Raw genomic sequence first — 19,687 nt, forward strand, 5'->3', positions numbered from 1 at the left:
CTCACTTCGCGTCGGCGTAGCAGTCCACCGACGCCACCGTGAACGGGAACCGCACCGGCGTCTCCCCGAACGTGAGCCGTCCCGCGAGTTCCGAGGCCGCCCGGATCACCTCCGTGACCCGGGCGGCCTCGTCGTGCGGGCAGTGCACGATCACCTCGTCGTGCTGGAAGAACACCAGCTCGGCCGCCATGCCGTCGAGCTCGCGGCGCAGCGCGGCCATCATCAGGAGCGCCCAGTCGGCGGCGCTGCCCTGCACCACGAAGTTGCGGGTGAAGCGGCCGCGCGCACGGGAGTTCGACGACGTGTAGCCGTACGTCGACGGGGGCGCCGACGACGCGTCGGACGGGCTGTAAGGGTCCTCCTGCGGGATGCCCGCCTCTTCCTGATCCGCCGCGTTGGCCGCCGGCGGGCAGGTGCGGCCCAGCCAGGTGCGCACCAGGCGGCCCTCCTCGCCGGCCCGGGCCGCCTCGTCCACGTACGCCACCGCGCGCGGGAAGCGGCGGCGCAGCAGTGCCAGGTTCTTCAGGCCGTCGCCCGAGGTCTGCCCGTATATGGCGCCGAGCACCGCGAGTTTGGCCTGGCCGCGGTCGCCGGAGAACGCCCGGTCCGAGACCGACTGGTACAGGTCGCCGTCCTGGCCCGCGACCTCCATGAACGCCGGGTCGCGCGAGATCGCGGCGAGCACCCGCGGCTCCATCTGCGCGGCGTCCGCGACGACGAGCTTCCAGCCGGGGTCGGCGATCACCGCGCGGCGCACCACTTTGGGGATCTGCAACGCACCCCCGCCGTTCGTCGTCCAGCGGCCCGAGACCGTGCCGCCCGGCAGGTACTCGGGTCTGAAACGGCCGTCCCTGACCCAGTCCTGGAGCCAGGACCAGCCGTGCGCCGTGTAGATCCGGTACAGCTTCTTGTACGTCAGGAGGGGCTGCACCGCCGGGTGGTCGATGTTCTCGATCTCCCAGCGGCGGGTCGAGGTCAGCTTGATGCCCGCCTGCGCGAACGCCTTCACGACGTCCGCGGGCAGATCCGGGCGCACCCGTCTGCCGAACGCCGCCGACACCTCGTCCGCCAGCTCGGCCAGCCTGCGCGGTTCGCCGCCGCCCGCGTACCGGTCGCCGAGCAGTTCGGTGAGCAGGGCCCGGTGCACGTCCGCCCGCCACGGCAGGCCCGCCGCGTGCATCTCGGCGGCGATCAGCATGCCCGCGGACTCGGACGCCGTCAGCAGGTGCAGGCGGTCCGGGTGGGCGGTGGCGGCGTGGCGGCGCTGCTGATCCGCGTAGACGTCGAGGAGGTCGGTGAGGGGGACGTCGACGGGTGGGCGCGGCTCGAACAGGGACGACTGGGAGGCCGGGGCCGCCGTGCGCGGGGGCGGGTCCGGGGGGACGGGGCCGCCGCGGAGTCTTGCCAGGGCGGCGGCTGCCGAGCGGGGTTCGCCGTGTCTGCCCTCGTGGGCGAGGAGGAGGGTTTCGGCGGCCTCGATGTCGTAGCAGCGGTCCACTTTGATGCCGGCTGCCAGGAGGCGGGGGTAGACCGTGTGGGTGTCGCGCCAGACCCAGCGGGTGGCCTCCGGCCTGGTGCGGACGGCTTCTTTCAGGTCGGGTTCGTGGGTGACCGGGGTGGTGGGGCGGCCGTCCGGGCCCAGTGGCGCGATGGCGGCGCCGCCGTGCTCGGTGGGGGCCAGGGCCCAGCGTTCGGTCATACGGGCGAGTGTCACATCTGGGTCTGACAGTGGTGCTGATTTGTGGTGTGTGTGGGCGGGTGCGGCTCTCGTCGTGGCTGGTCGCGCAGTTCCCCGCGCCCCTGAGATGCGCACTTCGTGCGGCATCTCATCAGGGGGCTGCGCGGAGCGCAGCCTTCAGGGGCGCGGGGGACTGCGCGGCCAGCCGCACTCGACCCGCACGGGACCGATCAGCCCGCCGTGATCCCCCGCACCCGTTCGTCGACCGCCCACGCGTCCGCCACCGGGCCCAGATGCGCCAGCTTCTCGGGGTTGATGACCGTGCGGATCGCGTGGATGCGGGATGCGTGGAACTCCAGGGACATGGTGTGGAGCACCTTTCCGTCCTGGTCGCGGAAGACGGCGCCGGGCTCGCCGTTGACCGTGCAGGGCTCCCACGTGATGGCGGCGCGGGCCATGCGGGGGAAGGCGGAGCCGAGGAGGCGGGCCACGTTCACGGCGCCGAGGACGGTCCGGGCCAGCTGCGGAGCCTTGCCGCCGCCGTCGCCGGCCATCGACACATCGGCGGCGAGCAGATCCCGTAGACCAGGGACGTCGCCCTCGCGCAGCGCGTCGAAGAACCGCGCCGCCAGCTTCTCCCGCTCCCCGCGATCCGCCTCGAAACGGGGCCGGCCCGCGGCCATGTGGCGGCGCGCCCGCACCACCAGCTGGCGGCACGCGGACTCGGAGCGGCCCACCGCCGACGCCACGTCGTCGTAGCCGAAGTCGAAGACCTCGCGCAGGACGAACGCGGCCCGTTCCAGCGGGCTGAGGCGTTCGAGCAGCAGCAGGGCAGCCGTCGACACCGAGTCGGCCAGCTCGGCCGCCCGCGCCGGATCCTCGTACGGATCGGCGAGCAGCGGCTCGGGGAACCACGGGCCGACGTACGCCTCGCGCCGCACCCGCGCCGAACGCAGCACGTCGATCGAGAGCCGGGTCACCGTCGCCGACAGGAACGCCTTCGGCGAGCGCGGTTCGGTCGCCGTCGCCGCGTAGCGCAGCCAGGTCTCCTGGACCGCGTCCTCGGCCTCGCTCACGCTGCCGAGGATCCGGTACGCGATCGAGAACAGCAGCGGGCGCAGCTCCTGGAACTCCTCGGTCCTGGTGCCGTTCATCGAGCCGCCTCCTCGTCAGCGCGGTGCGGGGCGCACCGGAGCAGTCCCGTCGTCCGGCGCTCCACGGCGAGGACGGTGGCGCTCACCGCGGTGTCGAGGCGGCCGCAGGGCAGCACCACCGCGCCGCCGGTCTCGAACACCGCCCGTGCCGCGTCCGACAGGCGGTGCGGCGCCGTGGCGTCCGACCACGCGACGACGTGCGGGACACCTGCCGCCTGCGCGGCGGCCAGCAGATGATCGGTGCCCGCGGCGCCTCGCGCGGTCGTCCGGTGCACGATCGAGTCCGGCCGCGCGGCGCCCACCGTCACACCGACGGACACGGCGTCCCGCCCGTCCATCACCATCCCCCGTGCGCCCCACCGCGCCAGCGTGTCCAGCATGTCCTCGCTCGTCGTCGTCGCCGTGACCCGGTGCCCCCGCGCCACGAAACGTGCCACCAGGAGCCGTCCGACGGCGCCGTCGCCGTCCGTCAGGAACACCCGCACGATCATGCCCGCCGCGGCTCAGCCCGTGAAGGACCCGGGACCGAACCGGCCCCAGGCGACGAAGGCCGCGAGGACGAGATAGACCACGTTCAGCGCCACGAGCGGGTACTCGCCGAGCCGGCCGTGGGTGATCATCGCGCCGATCATCAGGGCGATCCAGCAGGCGGCGGTCACCGGTACCAGCACCGGCGCGACACCGAGCGCGGCAGGAAGGATCAGCCCGGCCGCGGCCAGCAGCTCCAGCACCCCGAGGCCCTTCACGAAACCGGCGCCGACACCGGCCGTCCAGCCGCCGCCGTGCGCCGCGGCGAGCTTCTCCTTCGGTACGAACGCCTTGGTGACGCCGCCGGCCAGCGCGACCGCGGCCAGCAGGCCGGTGGTGATCCACAGTGCGAGGTTCATCGTCCACTCCTTGTGCGTCGTGCACGCCGGGATGCGTGTGCTTCGTCGACGACCCCATGGACGAGACGGCGTCCGCGTCTGTGACATCGGTGCGGCAGAAGGTTCTCCGACATCGGTGCGGCAGAAGGTCTCCGACATCAGCGCGGCGGAAGGTTCTCCGCGTAGACCTCTGCCGCCCGCCGCGGCGCCCGTCCGAGCAGCTCCCGCAGGTTGCCGCGCTCGGCGGCCGGGATCCGGGACCCGTCCATGAACCCCGCCGCGATCGCCGCGTACGTGCTCACCAGCATCGGCACCTGGAACGGCACCGCCCCCGACGCCGCGATCGCCTCCCGCGCCCCGGCCAGCGTTCCCGGCGCGTACGCGGCCCCGGCCGCCGCCGCCAACTCGGCTCCGCCCAGCGGCACTTCTCCCACCAGTTCATAGGTGCGGCCCGTGTGCCGTGCCGGGTCCAGAGCGACCCGTACGGCCGCCTCGGCGAGATCCTCGCGGGCCACCGCCGCGAGCCGGCCCGTGCCGAGCGGCGCCGTGATCACGCCGTCGGGGCCGGGGGCGGCGAGGTGGGCGAGGAGTTCGGCGTAGAGGCCGTTGCGCAGGACCGTCCACGCGAGGGGCGACTCCCGCAGCCGCCGCTCGGTCCAGCGGTGGGCGAGGGCGTACGTGAGATGGTCGCCGTCGCCGGACAGGCTCGTGTAGACGACGTGCCGCACGCCCGCCTTCCCGGCCGCCGTGATCGCCGCGTCGTGCCGGGCGATGACGGCGTCGTCCTCGCCGTACCCGGCCGAGATCAGCAGCAGCGTGTCCACTCCGGCGAAGGCGTCGGCCAGCCCGCGCGGGTGCGGGTCGTCGAAGTCGACGCGGCGCTCCCCGGCGCCGGGCGCGCGCGTGCCCGTCACGACGTCGTCGCGGCCCGCGAGCCGCCCGGCGATCAAGGAGCCGAGTCCGCCGGAAGCGCCGGTGACCAGCAGCATGGAAGTTCCCCCTCGGGTGTCGCGTTGCGATGACTGAGACCATCGTCGGGGCGCGGGCGGCTGCGCATAAGGAGGCACTTTCATGTCAGTCGGGCACACGGCGGTAACCGCCTCCGGGCCGGTCGTCAGCTGCGACGATCACGACGACTGCGGGATCCGGGACGTCCTGGACCGGCTCGGTGACAAGTGGTCGGTGCTCGTCGTCGTGGAACTGGCCTCGGGCGTACGGCGGTTCATGGAGTTGCAGCGCGCCGTGACCGGTGTCTCGCAGCGCATGCTGACCCTGACCCTGCGCCGTCTCGAACGCGACGGGCTCGTCACCCGGACCGTGTACCCGACCGTGCCGCCGCAGGTCGAGTACGAGCTGACCGCGATGGGGCACAGCCTCACCCACCTGATCAAGGGCCTCGCCGACTGGTCCCGCGACCACCGGCCCGCCGTCGCCGCCGCCCGCGCCGCCTGGGACGAGGCGAACCCGCGATGAGCGACAGCACCGTCGAGCGGGCCTTCGCGGCCGCGCTGTACGACACCGGCGACCTGGACCTCGGCGCGTCCCTGCTCGCCGCCGACCCGGCCGCCGACGCCGAACTCGCCCTGCGCGGGCGCGAGTTCGTGCGCCGCGCCTGGGAGCGGGGGTGGCAGCCCGCCGATGTGCTGCGGATGGTCGTACGGGACGAAGGGCTCGGCGCCGGGCACGTGGACCTCGCCGCCGGGCTGATCCGTGCCGAGACCGGGCGCTACGACACGCTTCCGCCCCGCTGGGCGGCCCAGCTCGCCGAGCTTCCCGACCCCGGTGCGGACGGGCGCCGGGACCGGTTCTCCGGCGCGACCGTCGCCCTGGAGCTGTACCGGCTGCTGCTGCGCCTCCCCGCGATCGAACCGGTTGGGCCGGTGCCCGGGGAGGCTGTCACCGTGCCGGTCGCCGGTGAGCCGCGCACCCTCGCCCGGATCCGGGCCCTGCTGGCCAAGGCGGAGGCGACCGGCTATCCGCCGGAGGCCGAGGCGCTCACCGCCAAGGCGCAGGAGCTGATGGCCCGGCACTCGGTCGACGAGGCGCTGCTCGCCGCCCGTACGCACACCAAGGACAGCCCGGGAGCGTGCCGGATCGGCGTCGACGCGCCCTACGAGACGGCGAAGGCGGTGCTGCTCGACGCGGTGGCGGGGGCCAATCGCTGCCGCGCGGTGTGGAACAGCGCGTTCGGGTTCTCGACCGTCGTCGGGTTCGAGGCGGATCTGGAGGTCGTGGAGCTGCTCTATACGTCCCTGCTCGTGCAGGCCGACAGTGCGATGACGCGGGCCGAGGCGGAGCAGCGGGCGGGCGGGCGTCGGCGTACGAAGACGTTCCGGCAGTCGTTCCTGGCCGCGTACGCGCAGCGGATCGGCGACCGGCTCGCCGCCGTCGCCGGGCGTGTGGCCGGTGGGGAGGGGGAGTTGTTGCCGGTGCTCGCCGCGCGGGATGTCGCTGTGGCGGGGCGGGCCGAGGAGATGTTTCCGCGGACGGTGACCACTCGGGTTCGGGGGGGCTCCGACGGGGCGGGGTGGGACGAAGGGGGCGCCGCGGCTGATCGGGCCCGCCTCGGGAACGCCTCGGCGGGCCCGGACTCCCAGCGCCGCCTGCGCCCTGGGGGCTGATCGAGTAGTTCCCCGCGCCTTTGGTGGGTTGTCGGTCGGGTGCGGGCCGGTGGGGGCTGGTCGCGCAGTTCCCCGCGCCCCTGGGTTGTCGGTCGGGTGCGGGCCGGTGGCCGCTTCTCGCGCAGTTCCCCGCGCCCCTGAGATGCGCACTTCGTGCGGCATCTCATCAAAGGCGCGCCTCGTCCTTCAGGAGAGGCGCGCGGAGCGCAGCCTCAAGGGGGAGGCGGCGCGAAGCGCCTGCCTCGGGGGCGCGGGGAACTGCGCGAGAAGCGGCCACCGGCCGTCAGTTGAACGACAACCCCGCGCGACCAGCCCCCACCGGCCCGCAGTCGAGCGACGAGGTCAGGATCGGGTTGCCGCACGCTCGATGCGGGCGAGGAGGCGGTGGTGGCGGGCCGCGTGGGTGAAGTCCGGGATCACGTGGGTGCCGTCCAGCAGATCGCGCCGGATCTGGGCATAGGCAGCACCGACGTTGTATGCGTCGGTACCGCGCAGAGCGGCGAGCGCGGGGTCGAAATAGTGCTCGGGAACGGCGAGCGGAGCCGGCGCGGTGTCGTCGCCACGGGCCCCGGCGAGGGTGTACTCGCCCATCTGCAGATGCCCGTGGTCACCGGTGACGACGAGGTCCCCGTCCGTCCCGCCGATCTCCCAGCGGAAGTTCGTCGCCCGCGACATCCCGCCCCGGTAGTGCACCGAGGCCACCGCGCCGGAGGAGAGCACCCCGCCCAGCACCAGCTGATCGGCGACGTCCGGCCGGTGGATCCGCCCGGCCGGGTCCTCGACCGTCCGGCGTCGCGTGGCGGTGACCGCGCTGACCTCGTCGACATCACCGAGCACCGAGGTCAGCCCGTCGAGGGTGTGCCCGAACGGGATCGTCAGCATGTTCGCCCCCGAGGCGCGGTCCAGCAGATAGGCGCCGCCCTCGGGCACCATCGCGCCCCAGCCCCGCGCGGACGCCACCACGCTGGTGTGCAGCACCTCGCCGACGTAGCCGTCCGCGATCAGATCGCGCAGATGACGCACCAGCGGCGCCGAGCGCGCCTGCAACCCGGTGAAGGTGCGCAGCCCGCGCGCGGCGGCGAGGGACGCCAGTTCCTCGGCCTCGGCGGGGCCGGTGCCCAGCGGCCACTCGGAGAGCACCGCCTTCCCGGCGTCGAGCGCGGTCCGGATGATCTCCCGGTGGTCCGGCACCTTCACGGTGACCACGACCAGATCGACCTCGTCGGCCGCGGCCAGCTCCGCGGCGCTCCCGTACGCCCGTGCCACCCCGTGCTTCTCGGCGGCCTGCCGCGCGGAGTCGGCGCTGCTCGCGGAGAGCGCGCGCACCTCGAACCCGTCGAGCAGCCGCAGCGCGGGCAGATGCGCCTGGGCCGCCCAGCCGCGCCGGGCGGAGAGGCCGACGATGCCTACGCCGATGGGGGACTGCGGGGTCGACGGCATGGCTGACTCCTTCAACGGATAGACTGTTCGTTGCGAAGCGAACACTGAATCACCGAGAGTGTACGCACGGCATCGAACACCCCGCAAGATCCCGCAGGATCCCCGGAAGGCAGGGAGCGCACGCCATGACGGCCACCGAGGACGCGACGAGCACCAGCACCGGTACGACGAGCCACCGCGCGGCGCCCGTCCACGCCCACCCCCGGGACGTCACCCTCGAAGCGGCTCTGCTCGCTCTGGCGGACCCGGTCCGCCGCACGCTCGTACGGGAACTGGCCGCGTCGGGCCCCTGGCAGCGGACCTGCGGCACCTTCGACGTGCCGGTCACCAAGGCCACGCTGAGCCGCCACTTCGCCGTGCTGCGCGAGGCGGGCCTGCTGGAACAGAAGGACGCGGGCGCCCGCCGGCTGAACCGGCTGCGCCGCGAGGAGTTCGACGAGCGCTTCCCCGGACTGCTCGCCCTCGTGCTCCGCGACGAACGCGACTGACGCGACGAACGCGACGAACGCGACTGACGCGACGGGCGCGACTGACGCGACGGCCGCCCCTGACGGAGCCGGGCCGGGCCGATCGGCTCCCTGTCGCCGATTGCCCGTATTGTGGCGATGTGAGCTGGTTCCGGGCGCTGAAGGACACCACCCGCTCGGGGCTGACCGTCGAGCGGAAACGACTGGAACCCCTGGTCGCCCTGCGCGGCGCCGCGGGGCTCGCGATCGTCGTCGCCATCAGCCTGGCGGCGTTCGGGCCCGCGGTGGCGGCGGGCTCGGCGTTCGGCGCGTTCCAGGCCGCGATCGCCACGTTCCAGCGCAGCTGGCGGCCCCGCCCTGAGCTGGCCATCGCCTCCGGCACCAGCCTCGGCATCTCCACGTTCCTCGGCTATCTCACCGGCTCCCACCTGTTCCTGTTCGTGCCGCTGCTCGCCCTGTGGACGTTCCTGGCGGGCCTGGGCTGGGCGGCGGGTCCGACGATCGGCATCATCGCCTCCTCCAACGTGGCGATGATGCTGGTCACCATCACCCTGCCGACCTCGATCGCCGAGGCCGCCGGGCACGCCGCGATGATGGTCTTCGGCGGCCTCGTGCAGGCGACCCTGGTGATCCTCTTTCCCGTACGCCGCTGGGGAGCGCACCGCGACGCCCTCGCCGACGCGCTCGCCGCCGAGGCCGACTACGCGCGCCGACTGCGCCACGACCCGCTCGCCCCGTTCGACCCGCAGCCGCTGATGCTCGCGCGCAGCGCCGCCGCGCTCACCCCGCGCCAGGCCCGCACCCGCCCCGCCCAGCTGCACGGCGCCCGGGGCCTGGCCGAACGCATCCGCCCGGTCCTCGCGTCCCTGGCCGACCCGGCGGTCGGCGTCCCCGAGGAGGGCGTCGAACGCGACCGGGTCCGCGAACTCCTCGGTGCCGCCGGATCGATCCTGGACGCCGCGGCCCGCGCCATCCGCACCGGCGCCCCGGTCCGCATCCCGGCCCCGGCCGTGGCGGCCCTGCGCACCCCGGACACCGGCGCCATCCTGGCCGGACCGCCGCACCGCGCGGCCACCCGGCTCGGCTCGCTCCTGAGGGACGTACTGGAGACGGCGGGCGAGGTCGACCCGCCGGGCAGCCCGGCGGAACCCCTGTGGCAGCGGCTCCCGGCGCGGCTGCCCGGGCACCTCGGCGTGCGGGGCGCGGCCGGTCCGGGACCCGTCGCGGAACCGCCGCCGGCCCTGCCCCGCCCCACCCTCGTGAAGCTGGTGCCCACCGCCGTACGGGCCATCAGGAAGGAGGCCCGCCCCGGCTCGCCGATCCTGCGCCACGCCACCCGCGTGAGCGCCGTGGCGGTCGTCGGCTACGTGATCGGCGACCTGCTCCCGCTCGGCCACGGCTACTGGGCCCCGATGGCGGCCGTCATGGTGATGCGCCCCGACTTCTCCCAGACGTACTCGCGCGCGGTCGCCCGCTTCGGCGGCACCCTCGTCGGCGTGACCGTGGCGACGGCCGTCGTCCAGCTCGCCCACCCGGGCACCTGGACCTCCGCCGCGCTCGCCGTCGTGTGCGCGGCCCTCATGTACCTACTGATGCGCACCGGGCAGCTCGCGGCGCAGGCCTGCGTCTCCGCGTATGTCGTCTTCCTGCTCGGCATGGGCGGCCAGACCTGGGACCAGACGGTGCCCGAACGCGTCGTGCTCACCCTGGCCGGCGGTGTCCTCGCGATGCTCTCCTACGCCCTGTACCCGGCCTGGGAGACGCCGAGGCTGCGCACCCGGCTCGCCGAGCGGCTGGTCGCGGTCGGCGAGTACGCGGCCACGGTCGTCGACCACTACGCGCACCCGGCGGGCAAGTCCTGCCCCGACGTCCGCGCCGCCCTGCTGGCCGCCCGGGACGCACACATCGCCTGGGACCAGGCCGCGGACCGGGCCAGGACCGAACCCGTACGCCACCGCGGTCTGTCCCGCGCGGCCGCCGACGACGCGGCGCACGCCCTGCACCGCCTGGGCCGCGTCGCGATGCTGATGGAGGCCCATCTCCCGGAGCGCGACGCCACCCCGGTGCCCGCCGCCGAGGACCTGGCCGAGGCGCTGCGCACCGCGACCCGCGACGGCGCCCGCGCCATCAAGGAACGCCGCCTCCCGCGCTGGAAACCGGTCCGCGCCGCCCTCGACGCCTGGGACGGCGACGGCGTCCCCGACCGGGTCGTGCGCCGGGGCGCGGGCCTGCTCCTGGAAGCCCTGGACGAGCTGACCGAGGCCCTGGACACCGAGGAGCCGCCCATGTCGGTGAAGCCCGAGCCGGAGTCCACCGGGAAAGCCGGCGCCACCGGAACCACCGGAACCACCGGAACCACCGGAAACACGGACGGGCCGCGCCCTCCCGGTACCTCCCAGGAGAACGCGGCCCGTTGAGCCCTCGGCCCTCGGCTTCTCAGCCCGTCGGCAGGCCGCTCGGCAGCCCGGTCGGCAGCTCTGTGGGCAGCTTGCCGTTCGCCGACTTCTTGAAGGTGTCCTGCGCCCCGGCGTCCCAGGAGACCTTCATCGTCGAGCCGTCGTTGGACTCGATCGCGCCCGTGGTGCGGTCGGTGTTCCCGTCCGCGCACTTGAGGTTCAGCGCCTTCTCGCCGGTCACGGTGCCGGTGCACAGATGCCCGTCCCCCGTGCTCAGCGACGCCTGACTGCCGCCGATCACGAGCACCACGGCCTTGCCGTCGGTGGTCGCGCTCCAGATGCCGACGGCGTCCTTCGAGGACCCGGATCCGGAGTCGGAGCCGGACCCGGAGTCGGACGAGCCCGCGTCCGGCGCCGCCGCCGACGAGGACGCCGCCGCTCCCTTGTCCGCCCCGTCGTCGTCGCTGCTGCAGCCGCTCACGGCCAGCGCCGCCACGACGGCCGCGGCGCCCGCGACGATCCGAACGTTCCTGCTCCGGTTCCCGCTCCGGTTCCTGCTGTGCACGAAGTCCCCCAGTGTCACTGCTGTTGTCGCCAGGTCGAGCCAGCAAGTTACCAGGGGTCATGGACCCGCGAAAGTGCCTATTGAAAATGGGAGTCATTTTCGTTATCATCGCGGCATGGCACGCAACGAACTCCGTCCAGTGATCAAGCTCAGGTCCACGGAGGGCACGGGCTTCACCTACGTCACCCGCAAGAACCGGCGCAACGACCCCGACCGCATGACCCTGCGCAAGTACGACCCCGTCGCGGGCCGGCACGTCGACTTCCGAGAGGAGCGCTGACCATGAACACCGCGATCCACCCCGCCTACGGCCCGGTCGTCTTCCGCGACCGCGCCGCGAACCACGCCTTCCTGACCCGCTCGACCATGACGAGCGAGAAGACGGTCGAGTGGGCGGACGGGCACACGTACCCCGTCGTCGACGTCGAGATCTCCGACGTCAGCCACCCCTTCTACACCGGTAACCAGCGCGTGCTGGACACCGCCGGCCGCGTCGAGCGCTTCGAGCGCCGGTACGCGAAGACGTCCGGCGCCCCGAAGTCCGGCAGGTGAGCAGCGAGCGGCAGGTCCCGCACATCCCCTGAGACGGGCCCCCCACAGGCCCTAGAAGGGGAAGCGGGACCTGCCGTGCTGCACCGAGATCCACTTCTGGGTGGTGAAGGCCTCGACCGTCGCGCTGCCGTTGAGCCGCCCGATGCCCGAGCGCTTCTCGCCGCCGAAGGCCACCAGCGGCTCGTCGTGCACGGTCCCGTCGTTGACGTGGATCATGCCCGTGTCGATCTGCTGGGCGAACGCCACACCCCGCTCGACATCGGCCGTGTGCACGGCCCCGCTCAGCCCGTACGGGGTGTCGTTGGCGATCCGTACCGCCTCCGCGTCCCCGTCGAACGGGATCAGCAGCGCCACCGGCCCGAAGATCTCCTGCCGCAGCACGGGGGAGTCGGCGGGCAGCCCGGTCAGCACCACCGGCTCGACGACATTGCCGTCGACACCGCCCCGGACGAGCGCCGTCGCGCCCTCGGCGAGCGCCTGCTCCACGACGCCGCAGAGCGCGTCCGCCTGGTTGGAGCTGATGACCGGGCCGATCACGGTCTCCGGGTCGCGCGGGTCGCCCGACTTCAGGGTCTTCACCTTGGCGACGAACTTGGCGGTGAACTCCTCCTCGACCTTGCGGTCCACGAGGATCCGGTTCGCGGCCATGCAGACCTGGCCCTGGTGGACGAAGCGGCTGAAGACGGCCGCGTCGACCGCGTAGTCGACGTCGGCGTCGTCGAGGACGGTCAGCGCGCTGTTCCCGCCCAGCTCCAGGACCACGTACTTGAACTGCGTGGCGCACACCGTCGCCACGTGCTGCCCGATCTGGTCGGAGCCGGTGAAGGAGATCACCTTCGGCACGGGGTGGGTGAGCAGCGCGTCGCCTATCTCGGCGATGTCGGTGATGACCACGTTGAGCAGCCCGGCCGGCAGCCCCGCGTCCTCGAAGATCTTCGCGATGAGGGAGCCGCCGCAGACCGGGGTGTCCTGGTGCGGCTTGAGCACCACGCCGTTGCCCAGCGCCAGGGCCGGGGCGACCGACTTGAGGGAGAGCAGGAAGGGGAAGTTGAACGGCGAGATGACGCCGACGACCCCGACCGGCACCCGGTAGACCCGGTTCTCCTTGCCCTCCACCGGTGACGGGATCACCTCGCCCTGCGGCACACCCGTCAGCCGGATCGACTCGCGCAGGAACTCCTTGGCGAGATGCAGCTCGAACCCGGCCTTCACGCGGGTGCCGCCGAGCTCGTCGATGATCGCCTCGGCTATCTCAGGCTCGCGCTCCTCGACCAGGTGCAGCGCCCGCTCGAAGACCGCCCGGCGCGCGTGCGCGGTGGTCTTCGCCCACTCCTTCTGCGCCCGCTCGGCGGCCCGGTACGCCTCGTCGACCTCCTCCACGGAGGCGACGGTGATCGCGGCGAGCTTGTCGCCGGTGTACGGGTTGAGGTCGATGATGTCCCAGGCCCCGCGCCCGGTGCGCCACGTGCCGTCGATGTACTGCCGGTCCAGCTCGGTGAAGTAGGACGGGAGGGCCATGGTGAGTTCCCTTGCTGCAGCGCCGGACACCTGAGATCCCGTCATGGTACGACCGGCGTCTGTCAGTTGCGGCAAGAGTTCAGTCAACTGCTGTTGGAGAAAGACGAATTCAGTCGGGCAGCTCGGCCAGAATGCGGCGCAGCAGCCGAGCGCTCTCCTCCGGGGGCGGGCACTGTCTCTGCAGATCCACCATCGCCTTCTCGTACTGGGCGACGTCCTCGCGCTTGTCCAGGTACAGCGCGCTGGTGAGCTGTTCGAGGAAGACGACGTCCGAGAGGTCGGACTCGGGGAAGGTGAGGAGGGTGAAGGTGCCCGACTCGCCGGCGTGCCAGCCGTGGCTGAACGGCATGATCTGGAGCGTGACATGGGGCAGTTCGGTCGCCTCGATCAGATGCTCCAGCTGGCCGCGCATCACCTCGGGCCCGCCGTGCACCCGGCGCAGCGCGGCCTCGTCGAGCACGAAGCTGACGTCCGGTGCCCGCTCGGCGAACAGTATTTTCTGCCGTGCCAGGCGCAGTGACACCCGCCGGTCGATGTCCTCGGCGGGCGCGCCGCGCATGCCCTGGGCCACCACCGCGTGCGCGTACGCCTCGGTCTGCAGCAGGCCGTGCACGAACTGCGCCTCGTAGCCGCGAATCAGTGACGCGGCGCCCTCCAGGCCGACATATGTCTGGAACCAGCCCGGCAGCACATCCGAGTAACTGTGCCACCAGCCCGCGACGTTGGCCTCCTTGACGAGCGAGAGCAGTGCCTCGCGCTCCGTCCCGTCGGTCACGCCGTACAGCGTCAGCAGGTCCTCGACGTCCCTCGCCTTGAAGCTCACCCGTCCCAACTCCAAGCGGCTGATCTTCGATTCGGAGGCGCGGATCGAGTAGCCGGCGGCCTCCCTCGTGATGCCGCGCGATTCCCTCAGGCGCCTCAGTTGCGAGCCCAGCAGAATGCGCCGCACCACCGAGCCACTCGACTCCCCAGCGGTCACGTCTCTTCATCCTCCCCATCGGTTCAGGGGGCGAAGTCTGCCACTTAAACGCTCCACCGCGTACTCGCTTGGTTACAGAAATGGAAAGATCACGAAAGGGCTGCGCAAGAAGTCGTAGGGAGAAATGAGCAAGAAGCGGTACGGGAACGTCCAAGTCTGGCGCGTGCACGTGCATCTGCCCTTGCATCCGGTGTACGCATTCGGAACGATGGCCGTCACCACCGCTCGCTACGTACTGCGAAACTGGGGAGTGCCTCGCATGGGGACGAACGGATCGACCATGCTCGAGTCTGTCGACGTGTTACGGCAGGGTCTTCCCCCCATCGATCCCTCGGCCGTCTCCAGTGCCGCGTCCTGTGCGCTGCCGGCCCGCTACGAATCGGTGCGCAGCGCGCGGGAGTTCACCCGGCGCACTCTTGCCGACTGGGACGTCGCCGAGCGCTTCGAGGACGTCTGCCTGGTCGTCTCGGAGCTGGTCACCAATGCCCTGCGGCACGCGCTGCCCGCCGACACCCCGCACGCCCAGGATCCGCCGGTGCGGCTGCACTTGATGAGGTGGACCTCGCGGGTGGTGTGCGCGGTGCGCGACCCGAGCAACGAAAGTCCGGTGGCCGGGGACAGCGAGCACGTCCTGGACGACTGCGCGGCGGAGTCGGGCCGCGGGCTGTTCCTCGTCGGTTCCTTCAGCGACAGCTGGGGCTGGCACCCGCTGGCCGGGACACTGAGCGGCAAGGTCGTCTGGGCACTGTTCAGGCTCTGAAGGCGGACCCGTCCCAACGTACGGACGGGTAGGGGTCGTTGGGCCGATTGTCTACGCGCGTCAGCCGGGCGCCGACCGTGGCGCGCAGCGGCCCGCGCGGACCGTCAGGCGCCGGCGGTCAGATGGTCGAACTCCCCGTCCTTCACGCCGAGCAGCATCGCCGCTATCTCCGCCGGCGTGTAGACGAGGGCGGGCCCCTCGGGGAAGTTGGAGTTGCGCACGGCCACCCGGCCACCGGGCAGTTTCGCGAACTCCACGCAGGATCCCTGGGAGTTGCTGTGCCTGCTCTTCTGCCAGACCACTCCGTGCAACTCCGTGGCCGCCATGCCGTTGTACACGTGGTCCACGGTTCGCTCCCGGTGGTGCTGTAAGTGACGCATATGTGAACTGGTCCGCCCGGTGCCGTGACGGCTGTGAACTGGCGTCCGAGCAGCGGTGAACTGCCCCGACCTGTCCAGGATCATAGCTGCGTTCATTTGCAGCTGCATGGGCAGATGCACGTGCACGCGGGGTGTTCCCCTGGTTACAGCTCTGCCACCGTCTGCCCCGACACCTGCCCGCCATGCGAACGTCCTGTGCCGCCATGAGTGTTCCCGGCGCGAAACACGTGTGACCACTCCCGCCATCGCGGACAGAACCTGACCGCAACGCCCTCTACCTTCGTCAGTACCGAGCAAGAGCAGGGCACGACGAAAGGCGATCCGATGGTCATGCACGTGAACCCCGAGGCCCGCGGCGACGAGCGCGGGGCGCTCCTCGGCTTCATCGAGGAGCAGCGCGGCGGCATCCGGCGGGCCCTGCTGGGCCTCACCGACGAGCAGGCGTCGTCGAAGCCGACCGCCAGTGACCTGTCCCTGGTGGGCCTCGCCAAGCACGTGGCCCAGGTCGAGAAGGGCTGGATCGACCTCGCCCGGCGCACGCACGCCGAGCGCAGCCGCGAGGAGTACGCCGACGGATTCCGCCTCCTCGACGGCGAATCGGTGCGGTCGGTGCTGGCGTACTGGGACGAGGTGGCCGCCGACACCGAGAAGTTCTTCCGCGCGGCCCCCAGCCTCGACGACACCTTCCCGCTGCCCGACGAGCCCTGGTTCCCCGACGGCCAGGAGGTCTCGCTGCGCTGGCTCGCCCTGCACCTGATCCGGGAGACCGCCCGGCACGCCGGTCACGCCGACATCGTCCGCGAGTGCCTGGACGGGAAGACCGCCTTCGAGCTGGTGGCCCTGTCCTTCGAGTGACGTCCCGCGCCCCGGTGACGTCCTACGCTGGGGCGCATGTCAGCCATCCGCCTCCTGGTGCTCAACGCTGTACGCCAGCACGGCCGTGCGCACGGCTACCAGGTCCGCAGCGACCTGGAGTACTGGGGTGCCCACGAGTGGTCGAACGCCAAGCCCGGCTCGGTCTACCACGCGCTGAAACAGATGGCGAAGCAAGGACTGCTCCTCGCGCACGAGACCGCCCCGTCCACGGCCGGCGGCCCGCCGCGCACCGAGTACGAGATCACGGGGCGCGGCGACGAGGAGTATCTGCGGCTGCTGCGCGCGGCCCTGGTCTCGTACGACCAGAAGCCGGAGCTCCTCGTGGCCGCGCTCGGCGGCATGGTGGACCTGCCGCGCGCCGAGGTGGTGGCCCTCCTCAAGGAGCGGCTGCGCTCCATCGGCGCCTGGCGGTCCACCGTCACCGGGTACTACACGCCCGAGGAGGGGCCGGAGCGGCTCGGTCACATCGGCGAGATCATGAACTACTGGGTCCACTCGGCCGACTTCGGCACGGAGTGGACCGAGGGGCTCATCGGGCGGATCGAGGGCGGCGCGTACGTGTTCGCGGGCGAGGCCGGTGAGCCGTTCGTCGGGGTGCTGAAGGACGGCGCGGTGAACCCGTACGCGACGGGCGAGCGGCACCCCGGCGACCGGCTCTAGCGACCGGCCGCGGCTTGTGGCGGTCAGCGGTCAGTGGTGGAAGCCGGTGGCCGAGTCCCGGTCACGGGTGAACGGGTGCGGCTGGCAGCGCAGTTCGGGCAGCAGCTGGTTCAGATCCTGCACGAACAGCTCCCCGAGGTCCGACGAGAAGCCGTTGCGGCACACCACCCGCAGCACCGCCAGGTCCTGCCGGTGCGCCGGGAAGGTGTACGCCGGGACCAGCCAGCCCCGCTCGCGCAGCCGCCGCGACACGTCGAAGACGTCGTACGCCTTCACGTCGGGGGCCGTCGTGAACGCGAACACCGGCAGCTCGTCGCCCCGGGTGATCAGCTGGAAGTCGCCGAGGGTCTCGATCCGTTCGGCGAGGCCGCGGGCCACGTCGCGGGTCGCCTGCTGCACCGCCCGGTAGCCCTCCCGGCCCAGCCGCAGGAACGTGTAGTACTGGGCGACCACCTGGGCGCCGGGGCGCGAGAAGTTCAGGGCGAACGTCGGCATGTCGCCGCCCAGGTAGTTCACGCGGAAGACCAGTTCCTCGGGCAGCGCGTCCGCCGTGCGCCACAGCACCCAGCCGACCCCCGGGTACACCAGGCCGTACTTGTGGCCCGAGGTGTTGACGGACGCGACCCGCGGCAGCCGGAAGTCCCAGACCAGGTCCGGGTCGAGGAACGGCGCCACCATCGCGCCCGACGCGCCGTCCACATGGACGGGGATGTCGAGTCCCGTCCGCTCCTGGAGGGCGTCGAGGGCCGCGCACAGGTCGGCGATCGGCTCGTACGACCCGTCGAAGGTCGAGCCGAGGATGCCGACGACACCGATGGTGTTCTCGTCGCAGAGTTCGGCTGCGGCCGCCGGGTCGAGATGGAACCGGTCGCCCTCCATCGGCACCTGCCGCGCCTCCACCTCCCAGAAGGTGCAGAACTTCTCCCAGCAGACCTGCACGTTCACGCCCATGACGAGGTTGGGCCGGGCCTCGCGCGACGGATAGCGGTCGGCGTTCTTGTGCATCCAGCGCCGCTTGAGGGCCATCCCGGCGAGCATGCACGCCTCGCTGGAGCCGGTGGTGGAACAGCCCACGGTGGCCGAGGGGTCGGGCGCGTTCCACAGGTCGGCGAGCATGGCGACGCAGCGCCGCTCCAGCTCGGCCGTCCGCGGGTACTCGTCCTTGTCGATCATGTTCTTGTCCCGGCACTCGCCCATGAGGACACCGGCCTGCGGCTCCATCCACGTGGTGACGAAGGTGGCCAGGTTGAGCCGGGAGTTGCCGTCCAGCATCAGCTCGTCGTGGACGAGCTGGTACGCGGTCATGGGCGCGAGGGGGCTGTCCGGCAGCCGGTGCTTGGGCGGTGCGTCCGTCATGCCGGCGGTCGGATTGGCCTCGCCGTAGAAGGGGTTGACGGCGAGCGTGCGCTCACCGGGCTTCTCCGAAGGACTCTGATGCAGCGGCGACATGTCCGTAACTCCTTTGTCCGCTCCAGGAATGGGATGGGGTTCAGCGCAACGAGGCGCCTTCCTCCGACAGTTGCATCTGCGGCCGTCCCGTCACCAGGAGCCAAGCGGGCAAAGACGCGATGCACATGAGCGCGATGATCGCGGGCGAGGCGACGAGCACCGCCGCCGTGAAGAGGCTGACCCAGCCCGATCTGGTGACGGCGAGCAGGACGCCCAGGACGCCCGCCGCGATCCCGACCGAGGCGTTCACCCCGGGGACCAGCGCGTGGGCGAACAGGCCGAACGCGGCGCCGACGAAGACCGCCGGGAAGATCCGTCCGCCCCGGAACCCGCAGGAGGCCGCGATCAGCAGCGCCGCCAGCTTCACCACGGCCAGCAGGGCGAAGGAGCCGGCCGAGCGGCCGCCCGGGTCCGCGGCGATCTCCTTGACCTCCTCGAGCCCCTTGAACAGGGTCAGCGGGCCGCCGAGCGCGCCGAGCAGCCCGAGCACCAGGCCACCCAGGGGCAGCATCAGCATCGGGTGGCCGAGCCGCCCGAAGGCGCCGTGCACGTACGGGAAGGCGTACACGGCGGCCATCGTGAGCGCGGCGGCCGCGCACGCGACCACGACCGCGGACACCAGGTCGGCCCAGCCGGGTCCGGCGAACGGGGGGAGCCCCAGGTCGAAGGAGGGCGAGGCGACGAGCGTGGTGGTCAGGGCGCCCGCGCTGGCGGCGAGCAGCGGCCCGAAGAGGTTGTCCCACAGCGAGCCCTTGATCGGCATCGGCCGCCCGGCGAGCGCCTCGGAGACCAGCAGGGCGGCGGCGACCGGCGTGCCGAACAGGGCGCCGAGGGTCGCCGCCGAGGCCAGGTTCGGCCACAGGGCGCCGGGCGACGCGGGCAGCAGCTTGCGGCCCAGCCAGAACATCAGGCCCACGTTCACCGCGATGATCGGGTTCTCGGGGCCGAGGCTGGGGCCGCCGGCCAGCATCAGGGCGGCGGCCAGCGCGAGCCCGGGCAGGACGTACGGCTTCAGCGGCTCCTCGCCACCGAGGCCCATCGTCGCCGGGTCGGGGCCCGCGTGCCCGGGAGCCTTCCAGATCACCAGCCCCACGAGCACGCCCGTCAGGGTGAGCATGACGATGATCCACAGGGACGAGTCGCCGCCGACGCCCAGCGCGTCCGGCAGATCGCCCCACAGCACGTCCTGCAAGCGCTCGGCGATCCAGCTCAGAGCCAGGAACAGCAGGCTGCACAGGACGCCGATGACGAGCGCGGGCGCGACCATCGGCAGCAGGGTGCGAGCGGACACGGCGGGAGGAGCCGGGGGAGGGGACACCGGTGGAT

The 19,687-nt window shown here is 72.3% G+C and carries 21 protein-coding genes; 9 read left to right on the forward strand and 12 right to left on the reverse strand.

Annotated elements, in window-relative coordinates:
- Position 1: 1 nt before the first annotated feature.
- The 5 genes from ACFVDP_RS28380 to ACFVDP_RS28400 all read right to left on the reverse strand — a co-directional run bounded on the left by ACFVDP_RS28380 (position 2) and on the right by ACFVDP_RS28400 (position 4,687).
- Complete coding sequence (locus tag ACFVDP_RS28380; protein WP_383495470.1) at positions 2–1,699, reverse strand: bifunctional 3'-5' exonuclease/DNA polymerase; 1,698 nt, start codon at positions 1,697–1,699, stop codon at positions 2–4.
- A 209-nt stretch (positions 1,700–1,908) separates the two neighbouring features.
- Positions 1,909–2,832 (reverse strand): RNA polymerase sigma-70 factor, encoded by a 924-nt coding sequence (locus ACFVDP_RS28385; RefSeq protein WP_383495473.1) that lies wholly within the window; start codon positions 2,830–2,832, stop codon positions 1,909–1,911.
- Positions 2,829–3,311, reverse strand: a complete 483-nt coding sequence (locus ACFVDP_RS28390; protein WP_383495476.1) for a hypothetical protein — start codon at positions 3,309–3,311, stop codon at positions 2,829–2,831. The genes ACFVDP_RS28385 and ACFVDP_RS28390 overlap by 4 nt, the downstream gene beginning before the upstream one ends.
- Before the next feature lie 24 nt (positions 3,312–3,335).
- Entirely contained in the window at positions 3,336–3,719 is a 384-nt protein-coding gene (locus ACFVDP_RS28395; protein ID WP_383495479.1) for a DoxX family protein, read from the reverse strand.
- A gap of 137 nt (positions 3,720–3,856) precedes the next feature.
- Positions 3,857–4,687 carry an NAD(P)H-binding protein gene (locus ACFVDP_RS28400; RefSeq protein WP_383495482.1) on the reverse strand — a complete coding sequence of 277 codons (831 nt, stop codon included), beginning with the start codon at positions 4,685–4,687 and terminating at the stop codon, positions 3,857–3,859.
- An 82-nt stretch (positions 4,688–4,769) separates the two neighbouring features.
- On the opposite strand from ACFVDP_RS28400, the gene ACFVDP_RS28405 reads away from it, so the two are divergent.
- A complete protein-coding gene (locus ACFVDP_RS28405) occupies positions 4,770–5,171 on the forward strand; it encodes a winged helix-turn-helix transcriptional regulator (RefSeq protein ID WP_383495485.1) in 402 nt (133 codons plus the stop codon).
- Positions 5,168–6,319, forward strand: a complete 1,152-nt coding sequence (locus tag ACFVDP_RS28410; RefSeq protein WP_383495488.1) for a DUF2786 domain-containing protein — start codon at positions 5,168–5,170, stop codon at positions 6,317–6,319. Before ACFVDP_RS28405 ends, ACFVDP_RS28410 begins: the two co-directional genes overlap by 4 nt.
- Before the next feature lie 342 nt (positions 6,320–6,661).
- On the opposite strand, the gene ACFVDP_RS28415 is transcribed toward ACFVDP_RS28410, so the two are convergent.
- Positions 6,662–7,759 (reverse strand): Gfo/Idh/MocA family protein, encoded by a 1,098-nt coding sequence (locus tag ACFVDP_RS28415; protein WP_383495491.1) that lies wholly within the window; start codon positions 7,757–7,759, stop codon positions 6,662–6,664.
- Between the two features lie 125 nt (positions 7,760–7,884).
- Here ACFVDP_RS28415 and ACFVDP_RS28420 point away from each other — a divergent pair, with 125 nt between their 5' ends.
- Together ACFVDP_RS28420 and ACFVDP_RS28425 are read left to right on the forward strand one after the other, a co-directional pair.
- A complete protein-coding gene (locus ACFVDP_RS28420; protein WP_383495494.1) occupies positions 7,885–8,247 on the forward strand; it encodes a helix-turn-helix domain-containing protein in 363 nt (120 codons plus the stop codon).
- A gap of 119 nt (positions 8,248–8,366) precedes the next feature.
- The gene (locus tag ACFVDP_RS28425; RefSeq protein WP_383495497.1) at positions 8,367–10,643 is read left to right on the forward strand and encodes an FUSC family protein; all 2,277 of its coding nucleotides are present in this window, start codon (positions 8,367–8,369) and stop codon (positions 10,641–10,643) included.
- A gap of 19 nt (positions 10,644–10,662) precedes the next feature.
- Here the strand turns inward: ACFVDP_RS28425 and ACFVDP_RS28430 are convergent, their stop codons facing one another.
- On the reverse strand, positions 10,663–11,187 hold the full coding sequence (locus ACFVDP_RS28430; RefSeq protein ID WP_383495500.1) for a hypothetical protein: 525 nt from the start codon (positions 11,185–11,187) through the stop codon (positions 10,663–10,665).
- Between the two features lie 115 nt (positions 11,188–11,302).
- Between ACFVDP_RS28430 and rpmG the strand changes: the two genes are divergently transcribed.
- Together rpmG and ACFVDP_RS28440 are read left to right on the forward strand one after the other, a co-directional pair.
- Positions 11,303–11,467: a 50S ribosomal protein L33 gene (rpmG, locus tag ACFVDP_RS28435; RefSeq protein ID WP_111662765.1), complete on the forward strand. Its 165-nt coding sequence runs from the start codon at positions 11,303–11,305 to the stop codon at positions 11,465–11,467.
- A gap of 2 nt (positions 11,468–11,469) precedes the next feature.
- Positions 11,470–11,739 carry a type B 50S ribosomal protein L31 gene (locus tag ACFVDP_RS28440; protein ID WP_111662764.1) on the forward strand — a complete coding sequence of 90 codons (270 nt, stop codon included), beginning with the start codon at positions 11,470–11,472 and terminating at the stop codon, positions 11,737–11,739.
- A 51-nt stretch (positions 11,740–11,790) separates the two neighbouring features.
- On the opposite strand, the gene ACFVDP_RS28445 is transcribed toward ACFVDP_RS28440, so the two are convergent.
- On the reverse strand, positions 11,791–13,257 hold the full coding sequence (locus ACFVDP_RS28445) for an aldehyde dehydrogenase family protein (protein WP_383495504.1): 1,467 nt from the start codon (positions 13,255–13,257) through the stop codon (positions 11,791–11,793).
- A 109-nt stretch (positions 13,258–13,366) separates the two neighbouring features.
- Positions 13,367–14,236 (reverse strand): helix-turn-helix domain-containing protein, encoded by an 870-nt coding sequence (locus tag ACFVDP_RS28450; protein ID WP_383495507.1) that lies wholly within the window; start codon positions 14,234–14,236, stop codon positions 13,367–13,369.
- 259 nt (positions 14,237–14,495) lie between these two features.
- Here ACFVDP_RS28450 and ACFVDP_RS28455 point away from each other — a divergent pair, with 259 nt between their 5' ends.
- Positions 14,496–14,996: an ATP-binding protein gene (locus ACFVDP_RS28455; protein WP_383495510.1), complete on the forward strand. Its 501-nt coding sequence runs from the start codon at positions 14,496–14,498 to the stop codon at positions 14,994–14,996.
- Between the two features lie 104 nt (positions 14,997–15,100).
- Here ACFVDP_RS28455 and ACFVDP_RS28460 read toward each other — a convergent pair whose 3' ends face one another.
- The gene (locus tag ACFVDP_RS28460) at positions 15,101–15,343 is read right to left on the reverse strand and encodes a DUF397 domain-containing protein (protein WP_383495512.1); all 243 of its coding nucleotides are present in this window, start codon (positions 15,341–15,343) and stop codon (positions 15,101–15,103) included.
- Between the two features lie 357 nt (positions 15,344–15,700).
- Here ACFVDP_RS28460 and ACFVDP_RS28465 point away from each other — a divergent pair, with 357 nt between their 5' ends.
- On the forward strand, positions 15,701–16,231 hold the full coding sequence (locus ACFVDP_RS28465; RefSeq protein ID WP_383495514.1) for a DinB family protein: 531 nt from the start codon (positions 15,701–15,703) through the stop codon (positions 16,229–16,231).
- Positions 16,232–16,267: 36 nt separating this feature from the next.
- A complete protein-coding gene (locus tag ACFVDP_RS28470; RefSeq protein WP_383495517.1) occupies positions 16,268–16,912 on the forward strand; it encodes a PadR family transcriptional regulator in 645 nt (214 codons plus the stop codon).
- A 30-nt stretch (positions 16,913–16,942) separates the two neighbouring features.
- Here ACFVDP_RS28470 and ACFVDP_RS28475 read toward each other — a convergent pair whose 3' ends face one another.
- Together ACFVDP_RS28475 and ACFVDP_RS28480 are read right to left on the reverse strand one after the other, a co-directional pair.
- Positions 16,943–18,361 carry a glutamate decarboxylase gene (locus ACFVDP_RS28475; protein WP_383495520.1) on the reverse strand — a complete coding sequence of 473 codons (1,419 nt, stop codon included), beginning with the start codon at positions 18,359–18,361 and terminating at the stop codon, positions 16,943–16,945.
- Positions 18,362–18,401: 40 nt separating this feature from the next.
- Positions 18,402–19,652, reverse strand: a complete 1,251-nt coding sequence (locus ACFVDP_RS28480) for an ion channel protein (protein ID WP_383495523.1) — start codon at positions 19,650–19,652, stop codon at positions 18,402–18,404.
- Positions 19,653–19,687 lie beyond the last annotated feature (35 nt).

Source organism: Streptomyces sp. NPDC057694, assembly GCF_042799415.1.
Classification (GTDB): Bacteria; Actinomycetota; Actinomycetes; order Streptomycetales; family Streptomycetaceae; genus Streptomyces.

Coding starts and splice junctions, on each gene's coding strand:
- rpmG (WP_111662765.1), top strand. CDS start 11,303: ATGGCACGCAACGAACTCCGTCCAGTGATCAAGCTCAGGTCCACGGAG.
- ACFVDP_RS28465 (WP_383495514.1), top strand. CDS start 15,701: ATGGTCATGCACGTGAACCCCGAGGCCCGCGGCGACGAGCGCGGGGCG.
- ACFVDP_RS28405 (WP_383495485.1), top strand. CDS start 4,770: ATGTCAGTCGGGCACACGGCGGTAACCGCCTCCGGGCCGGTCGTCAGC.
- ACFVDP_RS28395 (WP_383495479.1), bottom strand. CDS start 3,719: ATGAACCTCGCACTGTGGATCACCACCGGCCTGCTGGCCGCGGTCGCG.
- ACFVDP_RS28440 (WP_111662764.1), top strand. CDS start 11,470: ATGAACACCGCGATCCACCCCGCCTACGGCCCGGTCGTCTTCCGCGAC.
- ACFVDP_RS28420 (WP_383495494.1), top strand. CDS start 7,885: ATGACGGCCACCGAGGACGCGACGAGCACCAGCACCGGTACGACGAGC.
- ACFVDP_RS28445 (WP_383495504.1), bottom strand. CDS start 13,257: ATGGCCCTCCCGTCCTACTTCACCGAGCTGGACCGGCAGTACATCGAC.
- ACFVDP_RS28380 (WP_383495470.1), bottom strand. CDS start 1,699: ATGACCGAACGCTGGGCCCTGGCCCCCACCGAGCACGGCGGCGCCGCC.
- ACFVDP_RS28415 (WP_383495491.1), bottom strand. CDS start 7,759: ATGCCGTCGACCCCGCAGTCCCCCATCGGCGTAGGCATCGTCGGCCTC.
- ACFVDP_RS28455 (WP_383495510.1), top strand. CDS start 14,496: ATGGGGACGAACGGATCGACCATGCTCGAGTCTGTCGACGTGTTACGG.
- ACFVDP_RS28475 (WP_383495520.1), bottom strand. CDS start 18,361: ATGTCGCCGCTGCATCAGAGTCCTTCGGAGAAGCCCGGTGAGCGCACG.
- ACFVDP_RS28410 (WP_383495488.1), top strand. CDS start 5,168: ATGAGCGACAGCACCGTCGAGCGGGCCTTCGCGGCCGCGCTGTACGAC.
- ACFVDP_RS28470 (WP_383495517.1), top strand. CDS start 16,268: ATGTCAGCCATCCGCCTCCTGGTGCTCAACGCTGTACGCCAGCACGGC.
- ACFVDP_RS28385 (WP_383495473.1), bottom strand. CDS start 2,832: ATGAACGGCACCAGGACCGAGGAGTTCCAGGAGCTGCGCCCGCTGCTG.
- ACFVDP_RS28400 (WP_383495482.1), bottom strand. CDS start 4,687: ATGCTGCTGGTCACCGGCGCTTCCGGCGGACTCGGCTCCTTGATCGCC.